The 17774-nt window shown below is 71.0% G+C and carries 17 protein-coding genes; 5 read left to right on the top strand and 12 right to left on the bottom strand.

Annotation, left to right across the window (positions count from 1 at the left end):
- Window positions 1–8 precede the first annotated feature (8 nt).
- The 5 genes from ACTHMS_RS20245 to pgi all read right to left on the bottom strand — a co-directional run bounded on the left by ACTHMS_RS20245 (window position 9) and on the right by pgi (window position 5499).
- Window positions 9–1271 (bottom strand): hypothetical protein, encoded by a 1263-nt coding sequence (locus tag ACTHMS_RS20245; RefSeq protein ID WP_440308468.1) that lies wholly within the window; start codon window positions 1269–1271, stop codon window positions 9–11.
- A gap of 36 nt (window positions 1272–1307) precedes the next feature.
- Window positions 1308–1790 (bottom strand): hypothetical protein, encoded by a 483-nt coding sequence (locus ACTHMS_RS20240; RefSeq protein ID WP_440308467.1) that lies wholly within the window; start codon window positions 1788–1790, stop codon window positions 1308–1310.
- 324 nt (window positions 1791–2114) lie between these two features.
- A complete protein-coding gene (locus tag ACTHMS_RS20235) occupies window positions 2115–2384 on the bottom strand; it encodes a hypothetical protein (RefSeq protein ID WP_440308466.1) in 270 nt (89 codons plus the stop codon).
- Between the two features lie 443 nt (window positions 2385–2827).
- Complete coding sequence (gnd, locus tag ACTHMS_RS20230; RefSeq protein WP_440308465.1) at window positions 2828–3850, bottom strand: phosphogluconate dehydrogenase (NAD(+)-dependent, decarboxylating); 1023 nt, start codon at window positions 3848–3850, stop codon at window positions 2828–2830.
- Window positions 3851–3852: 2 nt separating this feature from the next.
- Window positions 3853–5499 (bottom strand): glucose-6-phosphate isomerase, encoded by a 1647-nt coding sequence (pgi, locus tag ACTHMS_RS20225; RefSeq protein ID WP_440308464.1) that lies wholly within the window; start codon window positions 5497–5499, stop codon window positions 3853–3855.
- Between the two features lie 89 nt (window positions 5500–5588).
- Between pgi and ACTHMS_RS20220 the strand changes: the two genes are divergently transcribed.
- Both ACTHMS_RS20220 and ACTHMS_RS20215 read left to right on the top strand, forming a co-directional pair.
- On the top strand, window positions 5589–6764 hold the full coding sequence (locus ACTHMS_RS20220; RefSeq protein ID WP_440308463.1) for a nucleotide sugar dehydrogenase: 1176 nt from the start codon (window positions 5589–5591) through the stop codon (window positions 6762–6764).
- 269 nt (window positions 6765–7033) lie between these two features.
- Window positions 7034–7894 (top strand): hypothetical protein, encoded by an 861-nt coding sequence (locus ACTHMS_RS20215; RefSeq protein ID WP_440308462.1) that lies wholly within the window; start codon window positions 7034–7036, stop codon window positions 7892–7894.
- A 74-nt stretch (window positions 7895–7968) separates the two neighbouring features.
- On the opposite strand, the gene ACTHMS_RS20210 is transcribed toward ACTHMS_RS20215, so the two are convergent.
- From ACTHMS_RS20210 to ACTHMS_RS20195, 4 genes are all read right to left on the bottom strand, one after another.
- A complete protein-coding gene (locus ACTHMS_RS20210; protein WP_440308461.1) occupies window positions 7969–8877 on the bottom strand; it encodes an ABC transporter permease in 909 nt (302 codons plus the stop codon).
- A complete protein-coding gene (locus ACTHMS_RS20205; RefSeq protein ID WP_440308460.1) occupies window positions 8874–11540 on the bottom strand; it encodes an alpha/beta fold hydrolase in 2667 nt (888 codons plus the stop codon). Before ACTHMS_RS20205 ends, ACTHMS_RS20210 begins: the two co-directional genes overlap by 4 nt.
- A gap of 65 nt (window positions 11541–11605) precedes the next feature.
- The gene (purE, locus tag ACTHMS_RS20200) at window positions 11606–12106 is read right to left on the bottom strand and encodes a 5-(carboxyamino)imidazole ribonucleotide mutase (protein ID WP_440308459.1); all 501 of its coding nucleotides are present in this window, start codon (window positions 12104–12106) and stop codon (window positions 11606–11608) included.
- Window positions 12107–12167: 61 nt separating this feature from the next.
- Window positions 12168–13328: a 5-(carboxyamino)imidazole ribonucleotide synthase gene (locus ACTHMS_RS20195; RefSeq protein ID WP_440308458.1), complete on the bottom strand. Its 1161-nt coding sequence runs from the start codon at window positions 13326–13328 to the stop codon at window positions 12168–12170.
- A 92-nt stretch (window positions 13329–13420) separates the two neighbouring features.
- Between ACTHMS_RS20195 and ACTHMS_RS20190 the strand changes: the two genes are divergently transcribed.
- Both ACTHMS_RS20190 and ACTHMS_RS20185 read left to right on the top strand, forming a co-directional pair.
- Window positions 13421–13912 (top strand): GtrA family protein, encoded by a 492-nt coding sequence (locus tag ACTHMS_RS20190; protein ID WP_440308457.1) that lies wholly within the window; start codon window positions 13421–13423, stop codon window positions 13910–13912.
- A 21-nt stretch (window positions 13913–13933) separates the two neighbouring features.
- On the top strand, window positions 13934–14407 hold the full coding sequence (locus ACTHMS_RS20185) for a hypothetical protein (RefSeq protein ID WP_440308456.1): 474 nt from the start codon (window positions 13934–13936) through the stop codon (window positions 14405–14407).
- 9 nt (window positions 14408–14416) lie between these two features.
- On the opposite strand, the gene ACTHMS_RS20180 is transcribed toward ACTHMS_RS20185, so the two are convergent.
- Window positions 14417–15151, bottom strand: a complete 735-nt coding sequence (locus tag ACTHMS_RS20180; protein WP_440308455.1) for a class I SAM-dependent methyltransferase — start codon at window positions 15149–15151, stop codon at window positions 14417–14419.
- 103 nt (window positions 15152–15254) lie between these two features.
- Window positions 15255–15644: a globin domain-containing protein gene (locus tag ACTHMS_RS20175; RefSeq protein WP_440308454.1), complete on the bottom strand. Its 390-nt coding sequence runs from the start codon at window positions 15642–15644 to the stop codon at window positions 15255–15257.
- A gap of 47 nt (window positions 15645–15691) precedes the next feature.
- On the opposite strand from ACTHMS_RS20175, the gene ACTHMS_RS20170 reads away from it, so the two are divergent.
- Window positions 15692–16423, top strand: coding sequence for a hypothetical protein (locus ACTHMS_RS20170; protein WP_440308453.1), 732 nt, complete (start codon window positions 15692–15694; stop codon window positions 16421–16423).
- 4 nt (window positions 16424–16427) lie between these two features.
- Here ACTHMS_RS20170 and ACTHMS_RS20165 read toward each other — a convergent pair.
- Window positions 16428–17774 (bottom strand): DUF6596 domain-containing protein (locus ACTHMS_RS20165; protein WP_440308452.1); only part of this gene is annotated, 1347 nt, incomplete at its 5' end.

The raw sequence follows: 17774 nt of genomic DNA, 5'->3' as shown, positions 1-17774 counted from the left end.
GCGCCGGGTCATGACTGTCCCCTCGTGACCGTCGCGGCGTAGGTGTAAGTGAACGTCGTACTCTTGCACGCGTCCTGATTCGTCGGCAGGTCCGGCATTGTCACGACGGGCCACTGGCTTTGCGCGATACCAAGTGCCGAGAGGGTCAGGGTCCGACTTTCCTTGACCTTGAACGCGGCGCCCGAGAATTGTGTGATCTTGAGGTTGGTAGGGCCGTCGCACTGCGGATTGCTTTGTCCAGCCTTGGTCGTCCTCGGGTTCACGGTGATCTGCAGATTGCTGACGACAACGTCGAAGTTGTTCGGATTGGTGATCGACACGTCGAGCGGGGCCGAGAGCCCCGGCGCCAGCTGCCTGGTCACCGAGCCGGCGAGCGTGATGTTCGACCCCGAGACGGGCTGCGGCGGTTGCTGCACCGTCCAAGCGGCGCTCGTAGTCGGGCTCACATTGCCGGCGGCATCGACGGCGGCGACGGCGACGGAATGCATGCCCACTGCCAGGCCGCTGTACGCAGATGGACTGGTACAGGCCGACGGCGTTGTGCCATCGAGCGAGCAGCGGTACGTCACGCCCGACTCGCTGTCGGTGAATGCGACGGACGCGGCGGTGCTCGTCGTGTTGACGGGCGCAGAGCTGATCTTGGGCGCCGGCGGCGGCGTCCGGTCCACAGACCAGGTGAACGACGCCGGCGTGCTGGTCGCGAGCGCGCTGCGGGCGACGACGGAGAAGGTGTGCGCCCGCTCGGTCAGGTTGTTCAGCGTCAACGGACTCGCGCACGTGCTCGCAGCAGATCCGTCGACGGAGCACAGATACGTGATGCCCGCCTGACCGTTCGTGAAGATGAAGGTCACCGACGTCGACTGGGTGGCCGGCATGACGTTGGCCGTCAGATTCGGTCTGGCGACCTGAACGGTCCAGCCGAAAGATGTGGTGCCGCTCGTCTTATCGCCCTGGGTTGCTCGCACATTGAACATGTGGTTGCCGAGCGCGAGCGCGGCATAGCTGACAGGACTCGTGCAGCCGGCGAAAGCCGCACTGTCGAGCGCGCACTTGTAGGCGACGCCCGAAGTCGAACTGGCGAAGACGAACTTGGCTGAGCCGTCAGGGCTCGGATTCGCCGGACCGCTCGAAATGTTCGGGCTGTTCGGCGCGGGGTTGGCCGAGGCCGCGACCGCGGTGAGGACGCCGAGCGTCATGAGCAACGCGGTCGCGGCCACGAAAGCCTGCTTCGGTGAGAGTCGGGTGACCCGACCGATCAAGCGTTGCAGCATCGAGCCACCTCCCCCACGGATGTCGAACTAGGAACGTCAGCTGGCGGCGTAGGCCAGGTTGACGGTCGCGCCCTTGCAGCCGTCCTGGTTGCTCGCCTTGTTATTGAACTTGATCGTCGCCCCGCTGAAGTTCGCCGTCCCGCCCGCCGCGACATCCTGACCGACGCTCATGGTCGCGTTGCTGAGCGTGTAGTCGGTGGCGTCGCAGCTGCCGTTGGCGCTGGCGCCGGAAGCCTGGGTGACGCTCGCGATCGACACGACGACCTGCTTGACGTAGGCGCTGTTCGCGGCGTTGTTCGTGACGGTGCCGGAGATCGTCTGCGCGGTGTCGCCCGGGTACATGTTGCTGATCGTGCTCGTCTGCGCGATCGACAGGTTGGCGGCACCGGCCGAGGTGGTGGCCGATCCCGTGCCCGAGCCGCTGGTGCTCCAGTACGCGAACGCGGCGCCGCCGCCGATGGCGACGGCGACGGTGGCCCCACCGACGATGAGCGCGGTCTTCTTGGTGATCTTGGACATGCGGATGTACCCCCACTTGGAGAATTGAGAATCGCGGGGATCGTCCCTGTCCGCATCGATCTTCCCGCTTTGCCGTTTGGCTGACACAAGCTTGCGGTCGCACCTCAGCAAGACCTAGGCGCGGAAGTCCGAACGATCATGGGTACTTGGTCCTAGTGACGCTGTGTAATGGGCGGGTTGGCCACAAGCGGCCGCACGTCCACGTCATTTCATGCCTCGAAGTGCCGCTGGTAAGGAATGGACTACGTCGATGGGGAGCGTGAAGACAATGCAGCCGCATGCGAGAGCGCATGCGGCTGGATCGGGCCTCGACTCGGTGCTCGGTCAGATTACGCGGCAACCCAGGCCTTCGACGACGATCGTGCGGCGAGGCACGATGAGCCGAAGGACGGTGAGCAGCAAGAGCAGGAGGAGCGCAATCGGCACTTCGATCACGAAGACGGGAATTGCCAACAGACCGCACAGGCCAAGACCGATCATCGCTGCCGGCCGGCGACGAAGCGGCGTTGTGTCGAGCAGCTCGATCGCAGCGAGGTAGCGCTCGAACGCCGCCTCACCGTCGTGCAGCCACTGCGACTCCTGCATCTCGGTCACGACAACTCCCCCATGGTTGGACGCAACCTCTCGCCGATACTCCTGGGTTGCGATTTCCAGGCTCGGCAACGCCCTCCAAATGGTCAACGGGAAGCGGTCGAGTCGTGCCAATTGAGGTCGAACGCCCTCTGGGCGATCGGGCCCGTTGGGCCAGAGAGACCCGCCGAAGCGCACGGCGTTTGTGCCCGCCTCTGCGCCAGCGAGCGACTGTCCGCCGCGGTGCGGCGGGCAAGCGAATGGCGGGGTCGATCGAGCGCCCGACGGCTGCGAGCGCGCTGCGGACTCTGCCGCCTTCGCACCATGACCTCGGTCGTGCTGAGACCGCGGCATGTCGCACACCACCGCATCCCGGGCGACCGCGGCGAAGCTCGTCCGGTGGTGAAACCAATCGGTCATGGGACGCCGCCGACATCGGATTCGGCGGCGTCCTATGCAGTGGGCGGCTACTCGCCGGTCGGCAGCTCGACGTGCCCGCCGAACTCCTTGCGCAGGGCCGAGAGCAGCTTGTCGGCGTAGAGCGCCTCGCCGCGGCTCGAGAACCGCGCGAACTGCGCGGCGGACAGCACGGGCACGGGCACGCCCTCGTCGATGGCCGCCTTGACCGTCCAGCGACCCTCGCCCGAGTCGGACACCCGCCCGCCGAAGCCGTCGAGGGTCGGGTTCGTCGACAGCGCGTCGGCAGTGAGGTCGAGCAGCCAGGACGCGACCACCGACCCCCGCCGCCACACCTCGGTGACCTCGGCGATGTCGATGTCGTACTGGTAGTACTGCGGCTGGTCGAGCGGGGTGACCTCGGCGCTGTGCTCGCCCGCCTGCACCTTGCCGGCGTTGGCGTGGTGCAGCACGTTGAGTCCCTCGGCGTAGGCGGCCATGATGCCGTACTCGATGCCGTTGTGGACCATCTTCACGAAGTGACCGGCGCCGTTCGGCCCGCAGTGCAGGTAGCCCTGCTCGGCCCGCGACGGCTCACCGCTCTTGCCCCGCGTCCGCTCGATCTCACCGAGGCCGGGGGCGATCGACTTGAAGATCGGGTCGAGGTGGCGCACCACCTCGTCCTCGCCGCCGATCATGAGGCAGTAGCCGCGCTCGAGACCCCACACGCCGCCGGACGTGCCGACGTCGACGTAGTGGATGCCCTTCGGCTTCAGCTTCTCGGCGCGGTCGATGTCCTCGCGGTAGTTGCTGTTGCCGCCGTCGATGATGATGTCGCCGTCGTCGAGCAGCTCGGCGAGCTGGTCGACGACCTTGCCGGTGATGCCGGCCGGGATCATCACCCAGATCGCGCGCGGCCGCTCGAGGGCCTGCACGAACTCCTCGAGCGTGTTCGCGCCGACGGCGCCCTCACTCGCCAGCTGCGCGACGGTGTCGGCGCTGGTGTCGTAGGCGACCGCGGTATGCCCGTCGCGCATGATGCGCCGGACGATGTTGGCGCCCATGCGCCCCAGACCGACCATGCCCAGCTGCATTGCTATGCCTTCCGACGGGCCGCGCGGTAGCGGCGGATGAGTTCGTTGGTGGAGCTGTCGTGCTGCAGGTCGGGGTCGGCGTCCGAACTCAGTTCGTCCGCCACCTTCTTCGCGAGCACCTTGCCGAGCTCGACACCCCACTGGTCGAAGGAGTTGATCGACCAGATCGTGCCCTGGACGAAGACGCTGTGCTCGTAGAGCGCGATGAGGCTGCCGAGCGCGAACGGGGTGAGGTGGTCGAGCAGCATGGTGTTGCTCGGCCGGTTGCCGTCGAAGACACGGTGTGGGACGAGCCAGTCGGGCGTGCCCTCGGCCTTCACCTGTTCGGCGGTCTTGCCGAACGCGAGCGCCTCGCCCTGGGCGAAGACGTTGGCGTTGAGCAGGTCGTGGTGCTCGCCGATCGGATTGAGGCTGTTGGCGAACCCGATGAAGTCGACCGGGATCAGCTCGGTGCCCTGGTGGATCAGCTGGTAGAAGCTGTGCTGCCCGTTCGTGCCGGGCTCGCCCCAGTAGACCGGGCTGGTGGCGTAGTCGACCCGCGCGCCGTCGAGCGTGACGTGCTTGCCGTTGCTCTCCATTGTCAACTGCTGCAGGTAGGCCGGGAACCGCTTGAGGTACTGGTCGTACGGCAGCACCGCCTGCGTCTGCGCGTCGAAGAAGTCGGCGTACCAGACGGTGAGCAGGCCGAGGATGACCGGCAGGTTCTCCTCGAGCGGCGCGGTGCGGAAGTGCTCGTCCATGGCGTGGAAGCCGTCGAGCATCGCGCGGAAGTTCACCGGACCGATCGCGATCATCGTCGACAGGCCGATGGCGCTGTCCATCGAGTAGCGGCCGCCGACCCAGTCCCAGAAGCCGAACATGTTCATGACGTCGATGCCGAACGCCTTCACCGCATCAGCGTTCGTCGACAACGCGACGACGTGCTTCGCGATCGACTTCTCGTCACCGCCGAAGGCGTCGAGCAGCCACTGCCGCGCGGTGTGCGCGTTCGTCATCGTCTCGAGCGTGGTGAAGGTCTTGGACGCGACGATGAACAGCGTCTGCGCAGGGTCGAGGTCGCGGGTGGCCTCGGCGAAGTCGGTGCCGTCGACGTTGCTGACGAAGCGGAACGTGAGGCCGCGGTCGCTGAAGTGCTTGAGCGCCTCGTAGGCCATGACCGGGCCGAGGTCGCTGCCGCCGATGCCGATGTTGACGATGTTCGTGATCGGCTGGTTCGTGTGGCCGTACCACTCGCGGGCGCGGATCTTCTCGGCGAAGTCGGCCATGCGGTCGAGCACCTCGTGCACGGCCGGCACGACGTTGACGCCGTCGACGCGGATGTCCGCGTTGCCCGGGGCGCGCAGGGCGGTGTGCAGGACGGCGCGGTCCTCGGTGATGTTGATCTTCTGACCGGTGAACATCGCCTCGCGGTGCTCGGCGAGGTGCGACTCGGTCGCCAGTTGGCGCAGCAGCTGCAGCGTCTCGTCGGTGACGCGGTTCTTGCTGTAGTCGAGGTAGATGCCGACGGCCTCGGCGGTGAGGCGGGTGCCGCGTCCCTCGTCGGTGTCGAACAGCTGCCGCAGCGTGGTGCCGCGCAGCTGGTCGGCGTGGGCTCGCAGTGCCGTCCAGGCGGGGCGTTCGATGAGTGGTTGCACGGTCGGGGTGCCCATGGAGAGATGCCTACCAGAGTCGGGGGTCACCGTGTTGGCCTACCCGTGAACGGCGGCCGTACCCCGCGGACGCCGATACGCTCTCAGCCATGTCGCGCCTCCGCATCGCTGTCGCCGGAACCGGCTACGTCGGCCTCTCGAACGCGGTCATCCTGGCCCAGCACAACGAGGTGACGGCGCTCGACGTCAATCCGGTGAAGGTCGAGCTGATCAACCGGCGCGTCTCGCCGATCGAGGACGTCGAGCTGTCCGAGTACCTGGCGTCGAAGCCGCTGTCGCTGACGGCGACGCTGTCGCCCGACGAGGCGTACGCCGGCGCCGAGTACGTCATCGTGGCGACGCCGACCGACTACGACCCGGTGACCAACTACTTCGACACCGGCTCGGTCGAGTCGGTGATCAAGTCAGTGCTGACGATCAACCCGGCGGCGACGATCATCGTCAAGTCGACCGTGCCGGTGGGGTTCACCGCGCGCATGCGGGAGGCGCACCCCGGCGCGTCCATCATCTTCTCGCCGGAGTTCCTGCGCGAGGGCCGGGCGCTGCACGACAACCTGCACCCGTCGCGGATCATCGTGGGGTCGCGCGCGGCGGCGGGGGCGCGGTTCGCCGAGCTGCTGCTGGAGGGCGCGATCGACAAGGACGTGCCGGTGCTGCTGACCGACTCGACCGAGGCCGAGGCGATCAAGCTGTTCGCGAACACGTTCCTGGCGCTACGCGTCGCGTACTTCAACGAGCTCGACACGTACGCCGCGACGCACGGGCTGGACACCGCGCAGATCATCGAGGGCGTTGGGCTCGACCCGCGCATCGGCTCGCACTACAACAACCCGTCCTTCGGCTACGGCGGCTACTGCCTGCCGAAGGACACCAAGCAGCTGCAGGCCAACTACCGCGACGTGCCGCAGAACCTCATCAGCGCGATCGTCGACGCGAACACCACGCGCAAGGACTTCATCGCCGCGGACATCCTGCGCCGCTCGCCCGCCGTGGTGGGCGTGTACCGGCTGATCATGAAGTCGGGGTCGGACAACTTCCGCTCGTCGTCGATCCAGGGCGTGATGAAGCGGATCAAGGCCAAGGGCGTGCCGGTGATCGTCTACGAGCCGGCGATCGAGGAGGACACCTTCTTCAACTCCGAGGTCGTCCGCGACCTGGACGAGTTCAAGGCCCGCGCCGACGTGATCATCGCGAACCGGCACGACCCGGCCCTCGAGGACGTCCGCGCGAAGGTCTACACCCGCGACATCTACGGCCGCGACTGACCCTCGCCCCGCCCCGCCCCGCCCCGTCGTCCGTCGTCCCCCTGGCCCCTGCCACCCGCTCGCGGCCCTGCGGTGACGGATCGGCCTGCACGGTGACGTTCCTCAAGATCGGGTGACGATTCCCAAGATCGGGAGACGGCGATTTTGGCGTCTCCCGACTCGCCGATCCGTCACCCGATCTTGAGGGACGTCACCGTCGAGGTTCTGGACGCCGCACGGCCCTGTGGACAAGTCGGGCTCGGCCGTTCGGCGGGGTGGACAGTGGCGCGATGGCCCAGAGCGACCCCTCGTACCTGCCGCCGAGCACCGCCGATCTCGCGCGGGACCTCGCGTCCATGCCGGACGACACGGTGCTGACACACCGGACGAGCGGGCAACGCCATGGGCTGTGGCTCCCCGCGTTCGAGCGAGTCGAAGTGAGCACGCCGGCCAACGTTCGCGGTAGCCGGTACACGACGTCCGTCCAGCGCCGGGACGTGATCGCCCATCGGCTGCAGATCGATCCGTCGCAGATCGTCGTCGTGGCCGGCCTTCCGATGACCACCATCGAGCAGACGTGGGTGCACCTGGCGGCCGTGTTGGACATCTACGACCTGATCGCGGCCGGCGACTCGGCACTGCGGCTCGGCGCGTCCCTGGACACGATGACTGAACTGGTGCGGCGAGCCGGGCGCCGGCCTGGCGTGCCACGCGCGCGCGAGGCCCTCAAGCACCTCGATGCACGGTCGAAGTCGCGTCCCGAGTCGCGGATCCGCGCCGCGATCGTCCTGGCCGGACTTCCCAAGCCCGACGTCAACAAGACCGTCTACGACCACAACGGCGACTGGCTCGGCGAGGCGGACCTGAGCTACGAGGAGGCGACGACCGCCCTCGAGTACAACGGCGCCGTCCACGACGCGCAGCGGGTCAAGGACTCGGTCAAGCTGCTCGGCTTCAACCGCGCGAAGTGGGCGGTGCGCATCTACACGGCGCCGCATGCATTCGTTCGCATGCACGAGGTCGTGAGCGACGTGAGGCAGTTGCTGTCCGAACGCGCGCCGCACCTGCTGGCGCAGCACTACCGCGTCCAAGATCGAGTGACGAATGGGCAAGATCGGAGACGGCGAATTTCCCGTCACCGGGCATCCTGATTCGTCACCCGCGGGCTTGGTCCGTCACCGTGGCACGGGATCCGTCACCCCAGGGAGGACGGGCGGCGACGGGGTCAGCTCGTGACGTCCTTGCGGTCGAAGCGGAGCCAGGCGACGGTGAGGAACACGGACGCGTAGATGAGCACCAGTCCCGTGCCGCGGAGCATGTCGTCCCAGACGATCGGGGTCTGCAGGGCGTCGAGCCAGCTGTAGTTCCAGTGCGTGGGCAGCACCTTGCGGTACGGGTCGAGCGCGGTGATCTGGTCGAGGATGTTCGACACCACGACGAGCAGCACCGCGCCGCCCACGGCGCCGAGCGGGTTGTCGACGCTCACCGACAGCAGGAACGCCAGGGACGCGACGAGGAGCATCTGCCCGCAGACGAACGCCACGACGATCGCCAGCCGCGCGGCCGACTCGCCGCCGGTGAACGTCGCGCCGAGCGGCGAGCGGGCCGGCGCCCAGCCGAAGAAGACGCCGCCGACGACCACCGACCACAGCGGCAGCAGCACGTTCGCCGCCACCGACAGCGCGGCCGCGACGATCAGCTTCTGCCGCAGCAGCCGGTTGCGCGGCACGGGCTGCGCGAGCAGGTACCGCAGCGACGCCCACGACGCCTCGGACGCGACCGTGTCGCCGCAGAACAGCGCGACCACCACGACGAGCAGGAACCCGACCGACGCGAACTCGGCGAAGAGCGCGAAGTTGGTCGCACCGTTGTTCGCCAGCGTCACCAGGCCCGGCGCGTCGGCCCCCGCGCCGCCGCCGACCTTGAAGGCCGTCGCGATCAGGATCGGCAGCAGCAACAACAACCCGAACGCGATCTGCGTGCGCCGCCGCTTGAGCTGGCGCACGAACTCGACGCGCAGCCGCAACGTCCGTTGTGGACGGAAGTCGGGCGGCTCGCCCGGCGGCAGCTGCATCAGCCGGTCGTGCACACCCCGGCGCGTCGCGGCGACGCGTCCGTCGGTCGGAGCGGTCATTCCTCACCTCCGATGAGTCCGAGGAAGACGTCCTCGAGCGCGCGCCGGGCGGGCACCAGCTCGACCTCGATCCCGGCCTCGGCCAGCACGGCCGCGGCCGCGTGCGGGTCGGCGACGTCGAGCTGCAACCCGCCGGCGCCGGCGATCTCGGCCGTCGGACCGGCCGCCACCACCTGCCCCTTGTGCATGACGACGACGTGCGTGCAGGTCTGCTCGACCTCGGCCAGCAGGTGCGACGACACGACGACGGTGCGTCCGGTCTGCGCGTAGCTCTGCATGACCTCGCGCATCTCGGCGATCTGCGGCGGGTCGAGGCCGTTCGTCGGTTCGTCGAGCACGAGCAGCTCGGGCAGCCCGAGCATCGCCTGCGCGATGCCGAGCCGCTGCTTCATACCGTGGCTGTACGTCTTCACCTTCCGGTCGACCGACGACCCCAGCCCGGCGATCGCCAGGGCGGTCTCGAAGTCGGCGTCCTCGTCCGGCCGCCCGGTCGCCGCCCAGTAGAGGCGCAGGTTGTCGCGTCCGGACAGGTGCGGCAGGAAGCCGGGGCCCTCGATGAACGCGCCGAGGCGCGCGAGCACCGGCGCGCCCGGCAGCACCGGCTCGCCGAAGACGTGCACCGTGCCCTCGGTCGGCGTGATCAGCCCGACCAGCACGCGCAGCGCGGTCGTCTTGCCCGCGCCGTTCGGCCCGAGCAGGCCGACGACCTGCCCGCGCTGCACCTGGAAGCTGATGCCGTCGACGGCGCGGTAACCGCCGGCGTACTCCTTGACGAGGCCGTTGATCGCCACCGGCACCTCGCGCAGGGACGCGTCTGGCTTGACGATCCGCCGCCGCCGGCGCAGTTCGAACGCCACCACGAGCAGGCAGACCAGCGCGACGAGCGCGCCGACGAGCAGCCACACCAGCGGGTGCCCGGTGCGGATCACCTTGGCGTCGGTCGTCGGCACGCTCACCGCCGCGGCCGAACCGCCGGCCAGCGCCACGGTGTACGTGCGCGGGTCGCCCGGCGACTGGAACGCGAGGTCGGTCGTGCCCACGCTCAGCGCGAGCCGGTCACCGGCGGGCACCGGCCGCACGACCGTCGGCAGGTGCACCGTCACCGTGCGCGTCTCCCCGGCCCGCATCGACGGCACGCGGATCGGCGCGACGAGATTGGACGGCAGCACGACGCCACCGGGCCCGACGTCGCGCAGGCCGGCGAACAGCACCGCGTCGCCCGCCTTGTGCGCGGTCACCCGCAGCTGCACCGTCGTCGAACCGGCGATCGTGACCGCCCTCGGCACGGCCGGCGACACGAACACCGCCGTCTGACCGGGCACGCCGGACAGCTGCGCGACGCCGATGCCGAGCCCCTGCGCCTGGTCGAGGATGCCGCCGAGCCCGGGCACCGCGTTGATCGCCGCGGGGTTGCCGCCGGCGGGGGCGGCGATGGTCTGCGGGCCGCCCGCCAGCGTCACGCGGATCGAGGGCTGCGCCGTGCCGTCGATGCCCGGGTACCCGGGCGCCTGCAGCAGCTGCTCGCGCCGGCGTCCGGTGGAGGTCTGCACGGCGCCGCGCTGCGTGGTGAGCTGGAACGGCTGCGTGCCCTGCACCCGGCCGGCGAAGACGTCGTCGAACCAGGTCGCGACCTGGCCGACGTTCATGTCCGTGCTGGGGTCGTCGTGGCCGCCCGCGCGCCAGACCACCTTCACCGGCGTGCCGTTCGCGGCGATGCCGCGCGCGTTCGCGTCCGCCTCCGACAGCGGGAACAGCGAGTCCTGCTCGCCCTGGCTCACCAGCGTCGGGGCCTTGATCCGGTCGAGCACGGTCGCCGGGCTGGACGCGTGGAGCAGCGCGAGCAGCGAGGCGTCGGGCGTGCCGGTCTGCGCGGCCTGCTGGTACCCGGCGCAGATGGCCGGGGCGAAGCGGCCGCACTCGAGCGAACCGGTCGTCGCGCCGCCGGCCGGCGCCGCGTCGGGACCGGGGCCGCCCTGGCCGCCCGCCCCGCCGAGCCCGCCCAGCGAGCCGAGCGAGCCGGAGCCCAGGTTCCCGAAGCCGCCCGAGAACAGGTAGCCCGCCCAGAGCTTCTTGAAGACACCGGGCGACGTGCCGGCGTTGTTCGGGAAGAGCGCGTGGCCGAGGTCGTTCCACGTGATGTCGGCGGCGACGGCCTTGATGCGCGGGTCGGTGCCGGCGAGCAGCAGCGCCAGCCCGCCGCCGTACGACGCGCCCGCGACGGCGATCCTGTTGCGGTCGACCTGGGGTCGCTGCTGCAGCCACGACACGAGCAGCGACGCGTCGTGCACCTCGTAGGCCGGCGCATCGAGGTGGATGAGCCCGCCCGACCGGCCGAAGCCGCGCGCCGTCCAGGTCAGCACGACGTAGCCGCGGCCGGCCAGCGAGCGCGCCACGGACGCGACCGACTGCTTCGTGCCGCCGAACCCGTGCGCGAGCAGCACCGCCGGCGCGGGCGTGGTCTCGGGCAGGTACAGCGTGGTGTCGAGCTGCACCGGAGTGCTGCCCTCGGGCGTCCCGGTGATCATCTGGCTGCTCGTGCGGATCGTCGGCGAACCGCTGCGCGCGATCGCGACGACCCCGGCCACGACGAGCAACAGGACGACCACGGCGACGGCGGCGCCGGTGCGGGTCCGCAGCCGATCCGGGATGCGACGGCGGATCATCACATCACTTTACGGATCGTCGCCGGCTGTCCACCTCAGGGACAGCCCCCGTTCAGCCCTGACGGTCAGTCGACCAGGCGCTGCTGCAGCGCGGCGTCCTTCGCCCGGGCGGATTCGGCGAGTTCGCCCTGGAACGCGAGCATCCGCTCTGTCAGCGCGGGGTCGGCGGTCGCGAGGATGCGCACCGCGAGCAGCCCCGCGTTCCGCGCGCCGGCGACCGACACCGTCGCGACCGGCACACCCGCCGGCATCTGGACGATGGACAGCAGCGAGTCCATGCCGTCGAGGTGCTTGAGCGGCACCGGCACGCCGATGACCGGCAGCGGGGTCAGCGACGCGACCATGCCGGGCAGGTGCGCCGCGCCCCCGGCGCCGGCGATGATCACCTTGAGCCCGCGGCCGGCGGCGGCCTGCGCGTACTCGACCATCCCGACCGGCGTGCGGTGCGCGCTGACGACGTGCGCCTCGAACGGCACGTCGAACTCGGCCAGCGCCTCGGCGGCGAGCGACATCACCGGCCAGTCGCTGTCCGACCCCATAATCACGCCGACGACGGGCGCGGTCATGCCGCGACCCCGCGATGATCACGCACGGGTGCACACCCTGGTGTGCCTGCGGGTGTGATCATCACAGCTCGCCCCCGTTCATGAGGTACTCGGCGGCGGCGCGGGTGCGGGCGCGCAGGTCCTCGAGGTCCTCGCCGCACGCCGTCACGTGGCCCACCTTGCGTCCGGGGCGCATGCCCTTGCCGTAGAGGTGCAGCTTCACGTCCGGGAAGTGCGCCATGAAGTGGTGCACGCGCTCGTCGATGCCCTTCGGCTCGACGTCGTCGGGGCCGCCGAGCAGGTTGGCCATCACCGTCCAGCGGGCGGTCGGCGCGGTCGAGCCGAGCGGGTAGTCGAGCACGGCGCGCAGGTGCTGCTCGAACTGCGACGTGCGCGAGCCCTCGATCGTCCAGTGCGCCGAGTTGTGCGGACGCATCGCGAGCTCGTTCACCAGCAGCCGGCCGTCGGTCGTCTCGAACAGCTCGACGGCGAGCACGCCGGTGACGCCCAGCTCGCCGGCGATCCGCAGGGCCAGCTGCTGCGCCTCGTCGGCGACGTCCTCGGGCAGCGACGGCGCCGGCGCGATCACCTCGACGCAGATGCCGTCCTGCTGCACGGTCTCGACGACCGGCCAGGTGGCGCCCTGGCCGAACGGCGAGCGGGCGACGTCGGCGGCCAGCTCGCGCCGGATCGCCACCTTCTCCTCGCCGACCAGTTCGGTGCCGGACGCGAGCAGCTCGGCCGCGTCCTCGGGCCGGTCGACGACCCAGACGCCCTTGCCGTCGTAGCCGCCGCGCGCAGCCTTAAGCACGAGCGGCCAGCCCACCTCGTCCCCGAAGGACTGCAGGTCCTCGCGCGAGCCGATCCGGCGCCACCGCGGGCAGGGCACGCCGAGCTCGCTGAGGCGGGTGCGCATGAGCCCCTTGTCCTGCGCGTACTGCAACGCGTCGGCACCCGGGTGCACCACGACGCCGTCGGCGGCCAGGGCGCGGATGTGCTCGTTCGGCACGTGCTCGTGGTCCCAGGTGACGACGTCGCAGCCGGTCGCGAAGCGGCGCAGGGCGTCGAGGTCGCGGTGGTCGCCGAGCACGACGTCGGCGCAGACGAGCGCGGCGCCGTCGTCGGCGTTCACGGCGAGCACGCGCAGCGACTGGCCGAGCGGGATCGCGGCCTGCTGCGTCATCCGGGCCAACTGGCCGGCGCCGACCATGCCGACGACGGGCAAACCGGTGCGGGCGTCCACGGCGGGCAGACTACCGAGGCGCCCGTACCGCCTGACCCGCGCCTGTGCGGCTCGGGGTATTTCGGCCGCGCCCCGGGTAGCGTTCGGGCATCATGACGATGGTGTCCAGCTCCTCGCTCCGCGATCACCTGCGGAGTTCGTGGCGCGTCCTGGCCAAGGAGATCGCAGCCTTCGGCGTGGTCGGCGCGCTCTCGTTCGTGATCGACTTCGGGCTGTTCACCTGGCTGGCCCCGCACGGCGCCCTCAAGGCCAACTTCATCTCGACCATCGTGTCGACCGCGTTCGCCTACTTCGGCAACCGGCACTGGTCGTTCTCGCACCGGGCGCGCACGAGCATCGGCCGCGAGACCTCGTTCTTCTTCGGCATCAACCTCATCGCCCTCGGCTTCAGCGAGGCGATGATCGCGCTGTTCGTCTACGGGCTCGACTACGGCCACGACAGCGGCGTCGTGCTGCTGGTGAAGCTCGTCTCGATCGGCATCGGCACGTTGTTCCGGTTCTGGGCGTACAAGCGGTTCGTCTTCCTGCACCCCGACAAGGTGCGCGCCGACGACGCCGACCTCGACGTCGAACTGGCCGAGTAGCAGGGCGCTAGGTTGGCGGGCATGACGTCCGCCGCCTCCCCCGTCGACATCACCCTCGAGGACAGCCACGCCCGCCTGCGCGGCGACGCGGTCGAGATCGTGCTGGGTGCCGCAGTGGTGCCCGGCGGCTCACTCAGCGCTCGGCTGCGGAAGGGCCGCCGCGCGGTCGACTTCACGGCGACGGCCGACGGCGACCGCATCGTGCTGCGCGGCCCTCGCGCCGGCCTGGTCGACGGCGCCTGGACGATCGCCCTCACCGCCGACGGCGCGTCGCAGGCCGTCGAGGCCCGGCTGCTCGTGCAGGGCGCCCGGCCGCTGGTGCTGCTCTACGGCGCGCGCCCGCTGCCCTCGCGGCTGCCGACGCCGCACGCCGCGGCCCGGGCGTCGGTGCCGCGTCGCGTGGCCGAGCGCGCCCTGCTGGCCCTGCCGCCGGACCGGGCCGACGCCGCCCGCCGGTCGCTGCGCAAGCTGGCCAAGCGCGTGCGGCCGAGCTGACCGGACCGGTCAGCGCACGACGTCGCCGAACGCGGCCCGGATGCGCTCGCGCAGCTGCGGCGTGTCCGGCCGGCCGCGCAGCCGGCGCAGCTCGGCCCAGCCCTTGCTGGCGAGCAGCGTCTCGGGGTTCAGCGCGCGCGACCGGGTGAGCACCGCCTGCGGCACGTCCTGCGGGTCGGGCGCCATCGCGACGTCCATCCAGTCGTCGTAGCCCGGCAGCACGCCGTCGCGCGAGGCGTCGGGCAGCAGCACGACGACGACGCCGGTCGGCTGGGTGTCGACCTCGAGCACGATCAGGTCGGGCCGCTGCTCGCGCAGCGCCTCGGCGGCCTTGTAGACGTCGCCGGTCCAGAAGTGGGTGTGCCGCTTGCGCGCCGCCTCGTCGATGGTGCGGGGCAGCATGTCGTCGAAGACCACGACGCTGGACGCGGTGGTGAAGCGTTCGACGCCGAGGTAGTCGCGCAGCGCGTACTCGGCCAGGTGCATGCCGTCGATGAAGGCGAGGTCGAGCACCGGGATCGGCAGGTGCGCGAGCGGCTCGGAGCGGGCGAAGAACTCGTCACTGGTCGTGCGCACGAGGTGGACGTCGGCCTGCAGTTCCTGCGTGATCGCGAACGCCGGGTCGATGCCGATGCTCGGCACCCGCGACAGCGCCAGGCTCTTGCCGTCGTTGATGCCGGTCTCGAGGTACGTGCGCGGCTTGAGCTTGGTGTGCAGTCCCTGCAGGAACTCATGACGGTTCACCCGCGGGATTGTTCCAGGTCGCCCTCGCCCACGAGCCCGTCCCATGACCAGTGCGGCAGCGGCAGGCCGTCGGGCACGTCGTCGGGCGAGCGTGGGAAGGCCGTCATCGTGGTGGTGGTCGTCCAGGCGAAGTAGTCGTGCAGCACCCGCGCGAGGCGAGGCCCGCGCCGACGTCGGCCAGCGCCTGGTCGAAGCAGGCGATCGCGGCCGCGTCCATCTCGGGGTGGTCGCCGTTGCCGCTGTGCAGCCGCACCACGGCCGACTCGTCGCTGCCGACCTGCTGCGTCCACAGCGGCGGGCCGCCGAGCGCCTCGGCCCAGTAGGCCGCGAGCCGCTCGGTGTGGTGGGGGTCGAAGCCATGGCTGAAGGCGTGTTCGACGATGGGGTCGGCGAGCACCCGCTGGTGCCACGCCTCGGCCAGTGCGGTGACGCCGGGCAGGCCGCCGAGGGCGTCGAAGAGCGTCTGCTCGGGTTGCTCGGTCTGCTCGGTCATCGGCACCTCACTTGACTTCATCGAACGCGTGTTCGATGCTCGGTGTCATGCTGGATGTGGCGCTGCGCAAGGCCGACGGGACGGTGACCGTCGACCCGGCCCTGCTGCGCCCCGGTGGCCGGGGCGCCCCGCCCCTCCCCGTCCATCCTGCCCTGCGCCGGGTACTGCCGGACGGGCTGCGTCGCGGCAGCACGGTCGGCGTCGGCGGATCGCTGTCGCTGCTGTTCGCGCTGCTCGGTGCCGCCTCGGCCGACGGCGCGTGGTGCGCGCTGGTCGGGTTCCCGCCGGTGAGCGCCGAGGCGCTGGCCGAGTACGGCGTCGACCTGGGGCGCGTGGCGATCGTGCCCGCGCCCGGTGCTGGCTGGACGACCGCGGTCGGCGCCCTGCTCGACGCCGTCGACATCGTGGCCGCCCGGCCGCCGGCGCGGATCGTGCCCGGCGACGTGCGCCGACTCGCCGCGCGGGTGCGCACGCGCGACGCCGTGCTCGTGCCGTACCTGACCGGCGGCGAGACCTGGCCGGGCGCCGACGTGCGGCTGCAGGCCACCGACGGCACCTGGGTCGGCATCGGCAGCGGCACCGGGCGGCTGCGCGCGCGCCGCCTGCGTGTGCAGGCCGAGGGACGCGGCGGCGCCGCCCGGCCACGGCGCGCCGAACTGTGGCTGCCGGCCGCCGCGGGCGCCGGCGTGGCGGACGTCGACGCGGTCGCCGCACCGGGCCTGGTCGCCGCGCCGAGCGTGGTGCCGGCGACAGCCCCCGTGATCGAGCTGGCCGGCTGACCGGTCACCCGTTCGCCGCGCGGGCGAGCAGGTGGGCGCGCTCGCGCTCGTTCGCGGTCATCGCGGCGGCGCGTTCGAACTCGGCGCGGGCCTCGTCGGTGCGGCCCAGGCGTGAGAGCAGGTCGCCCCGCACGCTCGGCAGCAGGTGGTAGCGCCGCAGTTCCGGCCGGGCGGCGAGCGCGTCGACGATCGGCAGCGCGGCGGCAGCGCCGTCGGCCATCGACACCGCGACCGCGCGGTTCAGCTCGACGACCGGCGAGCCGGTGCGCTCGGCGAGCACGCCGTAGATCGCGGCGATGCGGGCCCAGTCGGTGTCGTCGGCCCTCGCGGCCCGGGCGTGACATGCGGCGACCTGCGCCTGCAGCAGGTACGAGCCGGCCGCCTCGGCGGGCACCAGCGCCTCGGCGCGGGCCAGCGCCGCGAGGCCGTGGGTGATGAGCAGGCGGTCCCAGCGGCTGCGGTCCTGGTCGAGCAGGGTGACGACGGTGCCGTCGGGCGCCGTGCGGGTGGGCAGCCGTGACGCCTGGATCTCCATCAGCGCCACCAGGGCGTGGGCCTCGGGTTCGTGCGGGGCGAGGGCGGCCAGCATGCGTCCGAGCCGCATCGCTTCGTCGCAGAGCTCGCGCCGCACCAGCGCCTCGCCCGCCGTCGCCGAGTAGCCCTCGTTGAAGATCAGGTAGACGACCTCGAGCACGGACGCGAGCCGGCCGGCCAGTTCCGTCCCGACCGGCACCTCGAACGGCACCTTCGCGTCGGCGAGGGTCTTCTTGGCCCGGGTGATGCGGGCGGCCATCGCGGTGGTCTGGACGAGAAAAGCCCGGGCGATCTGCTCGGTGGTGAGGCCCCCGACCAGCCGCAGGGTGAGCGCGGTGCGCGCCTCGCGGGGCAGCACGGGGTGGCAGGCGGTGAAGATCAGCCGCAGCACGTCGTCGTCGACGTGCTCGTCGAACTCGGCGGCGTCGATCGGATCGTCGGCCTCGGCCTGCCCACGCCCGACCTCGACCAGCGTGCGGTCGTGGACGACGTCGCGGCGCACCTGGTCGATCCAGCGGCGGCGGGCGACGGCGGTGAGCCAGGCGCCGGGATTGGCCGGGACCCCGTCACGCGGCCACTGCTCGAGCGCGGCGAGCAGGGCGTCCTGGGCGAGGTCCTCGGCCCGGCCGACGTCGGCCCAGGCGTTCTCGACTTCGGCGAGACGGTCCCGCGCCCGGGCGATGGCGTGCGTCGACGGGTCGTAGCCGTGGAACTGCGAGTTGGGGAAACGGCGCGCCATCGCTTCGAGGGCGACGCCGCCTCCGCAGCCGATGTCGGCGACGCGACAGCCTCGTTCGAGCGCGGCGTGCACGTCGGG

The organism is Jatrophihabitans sp., from assembly GCF_051960575.1.
Lineage (GTDB): Bacteria > Actinomycetota > Actinomycetes > Mycobacteriales > Jatrophihabitantaceae > JBQCEE01.
This window is presented reverse-complemented; position numbering and strand designations above follow the sequence as displayed.